This window comes from Burkholderia sp. B10 (assembly GCF_004368385.1).
Taxonomy (GTDB): Bacteria; Pseudomonadota; Gammaproteobacteria; order Burkholderiales; family Burkholderiaceae; genus Burkholderia; species Burkholderia vietnamiensis.
The window spans coordinates 92,788-105,611 of the sequence record NZ_PQMX01000010.1; the positions used below are offsets into that span (position 1 = coordinate 92,788).

Sequence of the window (12,824 nt, forward strand, 5' to 3'; positions counted from 1 at the left end):
AGTTCCAGTCCGGGCCGCCATATCAGCCGGCCCGCTTACGATCCGAACCACCAGGAGGTTCACGTGCCCCGCAAAACCCCCATCGAGCGCTATCGCAATATCGGGATCAGCGCTCACATCGATGCCGGCAAGACCACCACGACCGAGCGCATCCTGTTTTACACCGGCGTGAGCCACAAGATCGGTGAAGTGCACGACGGCGCGGCCACGATGGACTGGATGGAGCAGGAGCAGGAACGCGGCATCACGATCACGTCGGCCGCCACCACGGCCTTCTGGAAGGGCATGGCCGGCAACTATCCGGAACACCGCATCAACATCATCGACACCCCCGGGCACGTCGACTTCACGATCGAGGTCGAGCGCTCGATGCGCGTGCTCGACGGCGCGTGCATGGTCTACGACTCGGTCGGCGGCGTGCAGCCGCAGTCCGAAACGGTGTGGCGTCAGGCGAACAAGTACAAGGTGCCGCGCATCGCGTTCGTCAACAAGATGGACCGCATCGGCGCGGACTTCTTCCGCGTGCAGAAACAGATCGGCGAGCGCCTGAAGGGCGTCGCCGTGCCGATCCAGATTCCGATCGGCGCGGAAGATCATTTCCAGGGCGTCGTCGACCTCGTCAAGATGAAGGCGATCGTATGGGACGACGAAAGCCAGGGCGTGAAATTCACGTACGAGGACATCCCGGCGAATCTCGTCGAGCTCGCGCACGAGTGGCGCGAGAAGATGGTCGAGGCGGCCGCGGAAGCGAGCGAGGAGCTGCTCGAGAAGTACCTGCACGACCATGAATCGCTGACCGAGGACGAGATCAAGGGCGCCTTGCGCAAACGCACGATCGCCAACGAGATCGTGCCGATGCTGTGCGGCAGCGCGTTCAAGAACAAGGGCGTGCAGGCGATGCTCGACGCGGTGATCGACTATCTGCCGTCGCCGGTCGACGTGCCCGCGATCCTCGGCCACGACTTCGCCGATCCGGACAAGCCTGCGGAACGTCATCCGAGCGACGACGAGCCGTTCTCGTCGCTCGCGTTCAAGATCATGACCGACCCGTTCGTCGGCCAGCTGATCTTCTTCCGCGTGTATTCGGGGGTCGTCGAGTCGGGCGACACCGTGCTGAACGCGACCAAGGACAAGAAGGAGCGGCTCGGCCGGATCCTGCAGATGCACGCGAACGAGCGCAAGGAAATCAAGGAAGTGCGCGCGGGCGACATCGCGGCGGCGGTCGGCCTGAAGGAAGCGACCACCGGCGACACGCTGTGCGACCCGGCCAAGCCGATCATCCTCGAGAAGATGGAGTTCCCGGAGCCGGTGATCTCGCAGGCCGTCGAGCCGAAGACGAAGGCCGACCAGGAAAAGATGGGCCTCGCGCTGAACCGTCTCGCGCAGGAAGACCCGTCGTTCCGCGTGCAGACCGACGAGGAATCGGGCCAGACGATCATCTCCGGGATGGGCGAGCTGCACCTCGAAATCCTGGTCGACCGGATGAAGCGCGAATTCGGCGTCGAGGCGACGGTCGGCAAGCCGCAGGTCGCGTATCGCGAAACGGTGCGCACCACGGCGACCGACGTCGAGGGCAAGTTCGTCAAGCAGTCGGGCGGGCGCGGCCAGTACGGCCACGCGGTCATCACGCTCGAACCGAATCCCGGCAAGGGCTACGAGTTCCTCGACGAGATCAAGGGCGGCGTGATTCCGCGCGAATACATCCCGGCCGTCGACAAGGGCATCATCGACACGCTCAAGAGCGGCGTGCTCGCGGGCTACCCGGTCGTCGACGTGAAGGTGCATCTGGTGTTCGGCTCGTACCACGACGTCGACTCGAACGAAAACGCGTTCCGGATGGCCGGCTCGATGGCGTTCAAGGAAGCGATGCGCCGCGCGAAGCCGGTGCTGCTCGAGCCGATGATGGCCGTCGAGGTCGAGACGCCCGAGGACTTCATGGGCAACGTGATGGGCGACCTCTCCAGCCGCCGCGGCATCGTGCAGGGGATGGAGGACATCGCGGGCGGCGGCGGCAAGCTGGTGCGCGCCGAAGTGCCGCTCGCCGAGATGTTCGGCTACTCGACGTCGCTGCGCTCGGCGACGCAGGGCCGCGCGACCTACACGATGGAGTTCAAGCACTACGCGGAAACGCCGGCGAACGTGTCGGAAGCCGTGATCAACGCGAAAACGAAGTAAGCGCGGGGCGGCGCGCGCCGCTGCGCGGCAAGCTGCCATCCGTCCAGCCCGTCCGAATCCGGACGGGCTTTTTTTCGTCCGCGCGCGGGCACGCGTTTTTGACCCGCGAACCCGGCGACTTTTTCGCGTGACACAATCGGCGCTCGATTCGTCCGAAGGAAACGCCGCGATGCCGCCGACCCCTGCCCTGCGCCGCCTGCTGATGCTGTATGCCGGCTTGATCGCCGCCAACTTGGCCGTCTGGGTTTGGGCGCTCGCGGTGCTGCGCGACCATCCGCTGCTGCTCGGCACCGCCGCCGTCGCGTACGGGCTCGGGCTGCGTCATGCGGTGGACGCCGATCACATCGCGGCGATCGACGTCGCGACCCGCAAGCTGATGCACGACGGCCGGCGGCCGGTCACGGTCGGCCTGTTCTTCTCGCTCGGCCATTCGACGATCGTGGTCGCCGCGACGCTCGGCGTCGCGCTGACCGCGTTCGCGCTGCGCGAGCGCTTCGACGCGTTCCGCGAACTCGGCGGCACGCTCGGCACCGCGGTGTCGGCGGCCTTCCTGCTGGTGCTCGCATGCATGAACCTCGCGATCCTGCGCGACGTGTGGCGGCGCTATCGCCGCGCGCCCGGTCACGCACACGGCGGCACGCATACGCATCGCCCGGCCGGCTTCGTCGCGCGGCTGCTGCGCCCGCTGTTCCGGTTCGTGTCGAAGAGCTGGCACATGTATCCGGTCGGCGTGCTGTTCGGACTCGGTTTCGACACCGCAACGGAAATCGCACTGCTCGCGATCGCGGCGGCACACGCGAGTCACGCGCTGCCGGTCTATGCGGTCATGCTGTTCCCCGCACTGTTCGCGGCCGGCATGACGCTGATCGACTCGACCGACAACGTGCTGATGATGCATGCGTACGGATGGGCGATGGACGACCCGCAACGCAAGCTGCTCTACAACGCGAGCATCACGTTGGTGTCGGCGGTCGTGGCACTGGCGGTCGGCGGGATCGAGGCGGCCGGCCTGCTGGCGGACAAGCTGTCGTTGACCGGCCCCGTGCGCGATGGGCTCGATGCCGTCGGTCAGCACTTCGGCGCGCTCGGCTACGGGATCGTCGCGCTGTTCGTCGTCGCCTGGGTCGCGTCGATCCTCTGTCATCGCTGGCCGCGCGCGGCCGACACGACGGCGCGCTGAACGTAGTCCGACGCTTCATCGCGGCAACACAGCGCACACCGGCGACGGTGTTTCCAACGCTGTAGTGCGGCATATCCGCGCGTAGTCGGTCGATGGCGTGAGCTCGCCGTCTGCGCGGTACACGGCGGTCCGTGTGCGCAGAAGCGAACGACAACGGCAACCGCGGCGCCACCAACCGGCGCACCGCATCCCGCAATCGCTTCAGAGCATTTCGAGCGCGCGCTTGCTGCGCGGCGGACGGAAGTACGCGTCGAGCTGCGCGCGCTCGTCGTCGCTCAGCACGAGATCGAGCGCCGCACGATTGTCGCGCACGTGTTCGATCCGCGACGCCTTCGGAATCGCGATCACCTGCGGCTGCGCGAGCACCCATGCAAGCGCGACGCGCATGACCAACACGCCGCGCTGCCGCGCGATCTCGTCGAGCGGCGAATGCTTCGGCAACCGTCCGTGATCGACCGGGCTGTACGCCATCGCCGGTATCCGGCGCTCGCGCAGCCACGGCAGCAGATCGAATTCCGGACCGCGGCGCGCCAGGTTGTACAGGATCTGGTTGGTCGCGCAGGCGCCGCCGCCCGCGTCGTCGACGAGTTCGGCCATGTCCGACGTGTCGAAATTGCTGACGCCCCAATGGCGAATCTTCCCGGCGCGCCGCAGCGCCTCGAAGCCGTCGACCGTCTCGTCGAGCGGCACCGCGCCGCGCCAGTGCAGCAGGTACAGGTCGATGCGATCGGTGTGCAAGCGCTTCAGGCTCGCGTCGCACGCAGCGACGACGCCGCGCCGGCTCGCATGATGCGGATACACCTTGCTGACGATGAAGACATCGTCGCGCAGGCCGGCGAGCGCGTCGCCGACCAATTCCTCGGTCGCACCGTCGCCATACATCTCCGCGGTGTCGATCAGCGTCATCCCGAGCGCGATGCCCTCGCGCAGCGCGGCGATCTCGTCCGCGCGCCGGGCGGGCCGCTCGCCCATTTCCCAAGTACCGAGGCCGAGCTTCGGAATCGTCTCACCGTTCGGCAGGACGACCGTGGCGATCGTGTCTGTCATGCGCTCCTCGCTGCGGATAGTCGGCCGCACACCGCGGCCGACGCATGGGCCAGTGTAGTCAATCGCCGCGCGGCCCGCCTGTTACTGGGCAAAATCCCGTTATAACGGCACCGCATGTTGACTTAGAATGGCCGGCAACCTGATCGATACCCATTCCATGAAGGCACCCACGGACGACCGCTGGCAGGACCTGCGCCCCGACCCCGACAACGACACGCCGCTTTATCTGCAGCTCGCCCGCAAGCTCGGCGACGCGATCCACGACAACCGCTGGGCGGCCGGCGAGGCGCTGCCGTCCGAGCGCGTGCTGTCCGAAGCGCTCGGCGTGTCGCGCATCACCGCGCGCAAGGCGATCGCGCTGCTGGTCGAGCAAGGGCTGATCCGCCGCACGCAGGGCGCCGGCAATTTCATCCAGCCGCGCTACGAGGATCCGCTGTCGCGGCTGTCGAGCTTCAGCGAGATGCTCGAGCGCCGCGGCTTCAAGCCCAGCTCGCAATGGCTCGAGCGCGAGATCCAGCCGGCGAACCGCGACGAAGTGATCCAGCTCGGCCTGTCGCCGGCCGCATCGGTCACGAGGCTCAAGCGCCTGCGCCTCGCCGACGGCATCGTGATGGCCGTCGAGAACTCGACGTTTCCGGCCACGCTGATTCCCGATCCGCAGGCGATCAGCGGTTCGCTGTACAGCTATCTCGAAGCACGCGGCACGCCGATCGTGCGCGCGCTGCAGCATTTCCGCGCGGTCAACGCGAGCGACGAGATCGCGCAGCAGATGGGCATCGCGCCGCACGACGCGCTGCTGCTGATCACGCGCATCGGCTACACGGCCGACCAGCGCGCGATCGAGCTGACCGACACCTACTGCCGCAACGACTACTACGACTTCGTCGTCGAACTGCGCAGGTAGCGCGGGGCGCGCCGCCTTGGCTCACAGCCAGCGCGCGTCGTCGCTGCCGAGCGGCACCGGCGGTTGCGTGAAGCGCGGCGGCGTCGCCGACAGGCGTTCGGCCGGACGCACGGCATCGATCGTGCCGAACGGCGACGCCATCCGCTCCAGCCGGTCGCGCACGTCGTCCGGCGCGAACTCCGGCGCTTGCAGGCCGTCGGGCACGACACCGAACGATTGCAGCCAGCGCCCCGTCTGCGCCAGCGATACGCGCACGTGCCAACTGCCGCCTTGCGTCGCACGCCGCGCGAGCGCGATCATCGCGCCGAACGCCGCGAGATAACCCGTCGCGTGGTCGAGCGCCTGGCACGGCAGATGGCGCGGGCTCGCCGCACCGGCCGCGTGCTGCTCCTGCCACGCGATGCCGCTCGCCGACTGCACGAGGCTGTCGAAGCCGCGCCGCTTCGACCACGGCCCCGCATGCCCGTACGCGGACACCGACACGCAGACGATACCCGGCCGTCGCTGCGCGAGCGCCTCGGGCACGAAGCCGCGTGCCGCGAGCGCGCCCGGGCGGTACGACTGCACGAACACGTCCGCGTCGCGCGCCAGCGCATGCAGCGCGGCGGCGCCTGCGGCGTCGCGCAGGTCGATCCACGTCGAGCGCTTGCCGCGGCCGTTGTCGATCACGAGCGACGCGATGTTCGGCAGGTGCGGGCCGTTGACGAGCAGCGTCTGCGCCCCGTGCGATGCGAGCGTGCGGCCGGCGACCGGCCCCGCGATGATGCGCGTGAGGTCCAGCACGCGTACGCCGGCGAGCGGCCGGTCCGGCTCGCCGCGGCCGATCGCCTCGACCGGCGCGTCGCCGATCCGCTCGATCTCGAACAACGGCAGCGCCGCAAGCGCGCGCGCCTGCTCGTGCGTGGCCCATTCGTCTGCGCTCCTGATCAAGGCCGCGCACAGGCCGGCCTCGGCCAGCGCGGTATCGAGCGCCGCGCCGTCCCAGGTGCGAATCGCCGCGGCGACGTCATCGGGCTGCGGGCCGCAGCCCAGCACGTCGAGAATCCCGTGCAGATGGTGCGGGAAGTTCGCGTGCAACTGGATCCAGCGCGCATCGCGCGTCGCATAGAAGCCGGTGACCGGATGGCGCGGCTCCGGCGGCGGCCCGCCGTCGACGCGCAGATAGCGCTCGCTGCGGAACGCGACGAGCGCGTCGCGCAGCGACACGTCGACACGCTGCGCGACGCCCGTGCGCAGCCGATGACATTCGGCGGCCGCGAGCCCCGCCGCCGCGATCGTCGCCGCGGCCAGCGTGCCGACGTGGAAGGTGGACGGCAACGTCGGGTCCTGCCCGGTCACGGTCACGCGAGCCAGTGCGTCGGGCTCGCCGTGTGCGAGTTGCCACAAACGGGTCAATGCGAGTTCGGGTGTCATCGTGCGAGTGCGCCGTTGGGAAAACGGAATCGAGTCTAGAATTCGCGACGGACGCGATCAATCTTGATTGCGCGAATCAACGCATAACGAATAGTTGTAGCCGGGCCGCGCTTCATGCGCACCGACAGGAGTGATCGAATGAGGTCTCTCAGCGCGCCGCAAGCCGCGGACATTCTCGGCGTCAGCATCAGCACGCTCTATGCGTACGTGAGTCGCGGCCTGCTGCGCTCGCTGCCGGACGGCGCGAGCAAGCGCCGCCGCTACGATGCGGACGAAGTGCATCTGCTCGCACGCCGCCGCGCCGATGCGAAGCGCGCGGGCGGCGTCGCCGAGCGCTCGCTCGACTGGGGTGTGCCCGTGCTCGAATCGAGGATCACGCAGATCGCCGATGGCCGCCTCTACTATCGTGGCATCGATGCGCTCACGCTCGCCCACGACGCGACGCTCGAGGAAACGGCCGCGCGGCTATGGGATTGCGCGCCGGCGCGGCTTGCCGCTGCGTCGCTCGCGTCGACCGGTTTCGACGCCGCGCAATGGCGCGACTGGGCGCGCCGCTGGGCGCATCTCGCGCCGCTGGAGCGCACGCTGGTGCTGCTGCCGGCCGCGGCCGCATCGCTGCCCGGCCGGTGGGCGCCAGGATGCGACGCGCAACTCGACACCGCCGCGCTGCTGCTGCGCGTGACGGCCGCGGCGCTGGCCGGCGTCGCGCCGCGCGACGCGCCCGTGCATCGGCAGCTCGCCGCCGCGTGGGGCATCCGGCGGCGCGCCGACGCCGATCTGCTGCGCCGTGCGCTCGTGCTGTGCGCCGACCACGAGCTGAACCCGTCGACCTTCGCGGTGCGCTGCATCGCGTCGACGGGCACCCATCTGTTCGGCGCGATCGCGGGCGGGCTCGCCGCACTGTCGGGCCCGCGGCACGGCGGCGAGACGTTGCGCGCCGGTGCGCTGCTCGACGAAGCGGCGCACGCCGCCGACCTCGATCGCTACCTCGCGCAGCGGCTCGCGCGCGACGAGCGCAGCGAGGGCGCGCGCACGGCGCTGGCCGGCTTCGCGCATCCGCTCTATCCCGACGGCGATCCGCGCGCACGCGCGCTGCTCGATGCGCTTTGCACGACGCAGCCCGAACGGCAGCCGCTGCGCGCAGCGGGCGCGCTGGCCGCGCGCGTCGAGGCGGCCACCGGCCTGCGGCCGACGATCGATTTCGCGCTCGCGGTGCTGGAGCGCACGCTCGCGCTGCCCGCAGGCGCCGGCTTCACGCTGTTCGCGGCCGGCCGCACGGCCGGCTGGATCGCGCATGCGATCGAACAGTATGCGGACGGCAAGCTGATCCGGCCGCGTGCGCGTTACGTCGGCAGCGACGCGCCGGGCTGACCCACGCGGCCGCGCGCAGCGTCGAGCCAGCGCCACGTGAGCGGCACAGCCTGGCGAGCGCGAGCGGCCTGCGGACCGAACGCGAACACCGCACCGCCGGCCGCCGCGCTGACCCACACGCGCATGCCGGGCAGCAGCGCCAGCGATTCGCCGGCGTGCAGCCAGTAATCGGCCGGGCGGCCCTCGATCGTCACCCACAGGTCGCCGTCGGCGACGTGCAGGTCGGTGCGATCGACGATGCGCCACCGCGCGGCCGGTTCGTTGCCGTCCATTTCGTAGAGTCGCAGTTCGCGCATGGTCGCCTCCGGTCCGCGTGGTTTCGATGGCTCCAGTATTCCGGACCCGGGCACGACGCCGACAGATACGCCTGCGGACAGTTTCGGCTGAACTGTACCGGCGCGCCGGCGCACGAGCGTCCGTTCGACGCTGCTGCGGCGGCTGCCCCGTTCTGCGGGGTTCGGCGGCTTTCCCTACAATGGCGGCTGTCCCGCACCATCGGTCCACTCCATGTTCCAGCGCCCGCCCGCCGCCGCTCCCGGCGAAAAGAACCTCACCGTGATGCTCTGGCTCGTTGCAACGGGCTTCTTCATGCAGACGCTCGATGCGACGATCGTCAACACGGCGCTGCCGTCGATGGCCGTGAGCCTCGGCGAATCGCCGCTGCGGATGCAGTCGGTCGTGATCGCGTATTCGCTGACGATGGCCGTGATGATCCCCGTGTCGGGCTGGCTCGCCGACACGTTCGGCACGCGCCGCGTGTTCTTCAGCGCGATCCTCGTGTTCTCGCTCGGTTCGCTGCTGTGCGCGAACGCGCATACGCTGTCGCAACTCGTCGTGTTCCGCGTCGTGCAGGGCGTGGGCGGCGCGATGCTGTTGCCGGTCGGGCGGCTCGCGGTGCTGCGCACCTTTCCGGCCGAGCGCTATCTGCCCGCGCTGTCGTTCGTCGCGATTCCGGGGTTGATCGGCCCGCTGATCGGCCCGACGCTCGGCGGCTGGCTCGTGAAGATCGCGTCGTGGCACTGGATCTTCCTGATCAACGTGCCGGTCGGCATCGCCGGCTGCGTCGCGACGTTCTACTCGATGCCCGATTCGCGCAATCCGGCCGTCGGCCGCTTCGACCTGAAGGGCTATCTGCTGCTGACGATCGGGATGGTCGCGATCTCGCTGTCGCTCGACGGCCTCGCCGATCTCGGCATGCAGCACGCGGCGGTGCTCGTGCTGCTGATCCTGAGCCTCGCGTGCTTCGTCGCGTACGGGCTCTACGCGGTGCGCGCGCCGCAGCCGATCTTCTCGCTCGAGCTGTTCCGGATCCACACGTTCAGCGTCGGCCTGCTCGGCAACCTGTTCGCGCGCATCGGCAGCGGCGCGATGCCGTACCTGATCCCGCTGCTGCTGCAGGTGAGCCTCGGCTATTCCGCGTTCGAGGCCGGGCTGATGATGCTGCCGGTCGCCGCCGCGGGCATGTTCTCGAAGCCCATCATCACGCAGCTGATCACCCGGCACGGCTACCGCAAGGTGCTGCTGGTGAACACGATCATGGTCGGCGTGATGATGGCGAGCTTCGCGCTGATGCGCGACACGGTGCCGGTCTGGGTGAAGGTCGTCCACCTCGCGCTGTTCGGCGGCTTCAACTCGATGCAGTTCACCGCGATGAACACGCTGACGCTGAAGGATCTCGGCACCGGCGGCGCCAGCAGCGGCAACAGCCTGTTCTCGCTCGTGCAGATGCTGTCGATGAGCCTCGGCGTCACGGTCGCGGGCGCGTTGCTCGCCACCTTCACCGGGATGCTGCGCACGGTGACGCCGAGCAACACGCTGCCGGCGTTTCACGCGACCTTCGTCTGCGTCGGGATCATCACCGCGGCGTCCGCGTGGATCTTCGCGCAGCTCGCGCCGGAAATCCGCGGCCGCGCGCCGCACAAGACCGATCCGTCCGAACGCGCATGATGCGCGCCCACGGGCGCCGATCATGCGCCGACGATCGCCACGGCACGCCCGCGATCGCCACGACGGCGCGTGGCGCACCATGTCGGTGCAGCGCCGCCGCATCGGGCCGCAGCAAAGGACGGCAGACGGTCGCGGCGGGCCGCTGCACGGGGCGCAATGCCGTGCATGCTTCTTGCTGACCTATTCTGTAGGTAAACTGGCAGTCTTCCTCCGGCCGACATCATGAGCATGATCGACATCGATCCCCCCGGCTTTCAGCCGCCCCGCCCCGTTGCCGGCGACGACGGCAAGCGCCGCACCGTGCTGTACGGCGCCTACACCGTATTCAGCGTGTTCCAGCCGGTCTTCTCGGTGTCGCATCGCCGCGCGATCGGCTATCACGCGTCGCTGCGCGCGCACGACGAGGAAGGCCGGCAGGTCGCGTCGCACGAGGTGTTCACGCAGGCGGCGCGGCGCGGCGATCTGCTCGAACTCGGCCGTCTCGCCGAATCACTGCACCTCGGTAACTTTCACGCGTTCGACAGTCACGACGAATGGCTCTTCCTGAGCCTGCATCCGGCCGCGCTGATGGACACCATCTACGGCGACGCGCTGCTCGCGAACCTGAAGGCGCTCGGGCTGCCGCCGCATCGCGTGGTGCTCGAGGTGCCCGAGCAGGCCGGCGGCGAGACGCCGCGCTACGCGGCGATCGTCGACGGGCTGCGCAAGGCCGGCTTCCTGATCGCGCTCGGCGGCTTCGGCGCGAAGCATTCGAACATCGACCGCGTGTGGCACCTGCATCCGGACATCGTCACGCTCGACCGCGGCATCCTCGCGCAGGCGAGCGAACACTCGCATCTGGAACGCGTGCTGCCGGGGCTCGTGTCGCTGCTGCACGAATCCGGGCAGCTCGTGCTGATGGGCGGGCTCGCGACTGAGCGCGACGCGCTGATCGCGCTCGAGTGCGACGTCGATTTCGTGCAGGGACAATACTTCGCCGGTCCGAGCGTCGACCCGGTGCAGCCGCAGGCCGCGGCCGGCTGCATGGATACGCTGTCGGCCGCGTTGCGGCTGCGCGTCGCGCAGCGCGAGCGCACGCAGGCCGAACGGCTCGCGCCCTACGTCGCCGCGCTCGAGGAAGCGAGCCGCAAGCTCGCCGCGGGCGAACCGCTGATCGACGCGGCCGGCTGCGTGCTCGGGCTGGCCGAGACCGCGCGCTGCTTCCTGCTCGACGCATCGGGCCGCCAGATCGGCGACAACGTGCTCGCACGCGGCAGCGTTTCGCAGCGCGCGAAACGCTTCCGGCCGCTGCTGCATTCTGAAGGTGCGAGCTGGGAACGCCGGCCGTACTTCATCGAAGCGATGCGCGCGCCGGGCCGCGTACATCTGACGGCGCCGTACCTGTCGATCAACGAGGCGCACCTGTGCGTGACGGCGTCGATCGCCGCGCCGGCCGCGCAGGGCATGCAGGTGCTCTGCGTCGACATCAACTGGGAAGCGGCGCTCACCCGCGCATGAACGCGCGGGCCGCGCTCATGCCGTGGCCGTGCGGCGCGCGATCAGCCGGTGCACGCGCTTGCCTGACGACGCACTGACCACTTCGTGCTCGTCGAGCACGTCCATGTCGGCGCCGAGCGCGGCACGCATGCGCGCCGCATCGAGCGGCGTATAGAGCCGGCCGCGGTCGTCGCGCAGCGCGCCGTTGCCGGCGACTCGCCAGCTCAGATAGAGCGTGCCGCCGGGCATCAGCAACGTGGCCAGCCGCGCAACCGCCGCGGCCGCATCGGCATGCTCGAGGTGCATCACCACCGTCTCGCACAGCACGTTACGAAACGCGCCGGACGGCACGCCGTCGAGCGCCGGCAGCGCGGCGAGCTCGAACGTCAGCGACGGATGCGACGCGCGCGCCTCGGCGAGCAGCGCGGCGCTCGCGTCGTAGCCGCGCACGTCGTATCCCTGCGACGCGAGCCACGCGGCGTCGCGCCCGACGCCGCAGCCGACGTCGGCCGTCGGCCCCGGCGTGAAATACTGCTCGAGCAGCGCATACATGTCGTCTGGCGCGGCCTGGTCGAGCCAGTCCTGCGCGTATTGCGCGGCATGCGTGTCGTACGCATCCAGAGTCGGGCGATCCGCCATGGCGATTGCTCCACGTAAGCGTCGGATGACGCACCCAGCATCTTAGCCGCTGCGCCGCGCGCACGATACGCGGCCGCAGCAGCGGCCGGCGCCGCCCTTACGCCCTTGCCGCGCGGGCGACGCTCACACGTGCGAATGCGCGCCGCCGCGCAGCGGCCCGGCGCGCCGCTCGACTTCGCGGCGCAGGTCGCCGCGCAGGCCGGCGAAGAACGCCACTTCGGCGACGACGAACAGCGGCCCGACCGCCAGCCCGATCAGATCGTCGACGAACGCGGGCTTGCGTCCCTCGAACCAATGACCGACGAACTGCACGATCCAGCCGACCACGAACGCGCCGATGCCGATGCCGAGCCAGCGCGCCGTCGGCAACAGCGCGACGGTGTGCGCCGCCCACAGGCCGACGGCGAGCAGCGCGGTCATCGCGAGCCCGAAGCGCAGATCCAGGCGCAGGTAGAACGCCGCGAACGCGGTCGCGAACAGCAGCGCCGGCGACCCCGCGACGCCGGCCAGCGTGCCGAGCAGCGGCCGCGACAGCAGCACTTCGACCGCGAACACGATCAGCGGAATGCCGACCAGATGGGTCGCGATGTTGCGCACGTCGCGGTGGTAGGCCGCATACTGGGACAGGTGGTCTTCGAGGGTCTTCATCGCGTCTCCTGAACGGTCATCGAG

Annotated in this window: 11 protein-coding genes; 6 read left to right on the top strand and 5 right to left on the bottom strand. The window is 69.5% G+C overall.

The window, feature by feature from the left end; translation table 11 throughout:
• The first annotated feature begins 63 nt into the window (after positions 1–63).
• Both fusA and C3Y15_RS07915 read left to right on the top strand, forming a co-directional pair.
• The gene (gene fusA / locus C3Y15_RS07910) at positions 64–2,175 is read left to right on the top strand and encodes an elongation factor G (RefSeq protein ID WP_011885787.1); all 2,112 of its coding nucleotides are present in this window, start codon (positions 64–66) and stop codon (positions 2,173–2,175) included.
• A 169-nt stretch (positions 2,176–2,344) separates the two neighbouring features.
• Positions 2,345–3,355, top strand: a complete 1,011-nt coding sequence (locus tag C3Y15_RS07915; RefSeq protein ID WP_124259759.1) for a HoxN/HupN/NixA family nickel/cobalt transporter — start codon at positions 2,345–2,347, stop codon at positions 3,353–3,355.
• Between the two features lie 201 nt (positions 3,356–3,556).
• On the opposite strand, the gene C3Y15_RS07920 is transcribed toward C3Y15_RS07915, so the two are convergent.
• Positions 3,557–4,402 (bottom strand): aldo/keto reductase, encoded by an 846-nt coding sequence (locus C3Y15_RS07920; protein ID WP_124259758.1) that lies wholly within the window; start codon positions 4,400–4,402, stop codon positions 3,557–3,559.
• A 157-nt stretch (positions 4,403–4,559) separates the two neighbouring features.
• Between C3Y15_RS07920 and C3Y15_RS07925 the strand changes: the two genes are divergently transcribed.
• Positions 4,560–5,306, top strand: a complete 747-nt coding sequence (locus tag C3Y15_RS07925; protein WP_034192708.1) for a GntR family transcriptional regulator — start codon at positions 4,560–4,562, stop codon at positions 5,304–5,306.
• A gap of 21 nt (positions 5,307–5,327) precedes the next feature.
• Here C3Y15_RS07925 and C3Y15_RS07930 read toward each other — a convergent pair whose 3' ends face one another.
• Entirely contained in the window at positions 5,328–6,719 is a 1,392-nt protein-coding gene (locus tag C3Y15_RS07930) for a CoA transferase (RefSeq protein WP_124259757.1), read from the bottom strand.
• Positions 6,720–6,857: 138 nt separating this feature from the next.
• Between C3Y15_RS07930 and C3Y15_RS07935 the strand changes: the two genes are divergently transcribed.
• The gene (locus tag C3Y15_RS07935; protein WP_124259756.1) at positions 6,858–8,090 is read left to right on the top strand and encodes a citrate/2-methylcitrate synthase; all 1,233 of its coding nucleotides are present in this window, start codon (positions 6,858–6,860) and stop codon (positions 8,088–8,090) included.
• On the opposite strand, the gene C3Y15_RS07940 is transcribed toward C3Y15_RS07935, so the two are convergent.
• Entirely contained in the window at positions 8,063–8,386 is a 324-nt protein-coding gene (locus C3Y15_RS07940; protein WP_014723505.1) for a DUF2917 domain-containing protein, read from the bottom strand. The genes C3Y15_RS07935 and C3Y15_RS07940 overlap by 28 nt on opposite strands.
• A gap of 211 nt (positions 8,387–8,597) precedes the next feature.
• Between C3Y15_RS07940 and mdtD the strand changes: the two genes are divergently transcribed.
• Entirely contained in the window at positions 8,598–10,037 is a 1,440-nt protein-coding gene (mdtD, locus tag C3Y15_RS07950) for a multidrug transporter subunit MdtD (RefSeq protein WP_011885793.1), read from the top strand.
• Positions 10,038–10,259: 222 nt separating this feature from the next.
• A complete protein-coding gene (locus tag C3Y15_RS07955) occupies positions 10,260–11,534 on the top strand; it encodes an EAL domain-containing protein (protein ID WP_011885794.1) in 1,275 nt (424 codons plus the stop codon).
• 15 nt (positions 11,535–11,549) lie between these two features.
• On the opposite strand, the gene C3Y15_RS07960 is transcribed toward C3Y15_RS07955, so the two are convergent.
• Entirely contained in the window at positions 11,550–12,152 is a 603-nt protein-coding gene (locus C3Y15_RS07960; protein ID WP_059475199.1) for a methyltransferase domain-containing protein, read from the bottom strand.
• Between the two features lie 123 nt (positions 12,153–12,275).
• Complete coding sequence (locus C3Y15_RS07965) at positions 12,276–12,800, bottom strand: Mpo1-like protein (RefSeq protein ID WP_011885796.1); 525 nt, start codon at positions 12,798–12,800, stop codon at positions 12,276–12,278.
• Between the last annotated feature and the right edge of the window lie 24 nt (positions 12,801–12,824).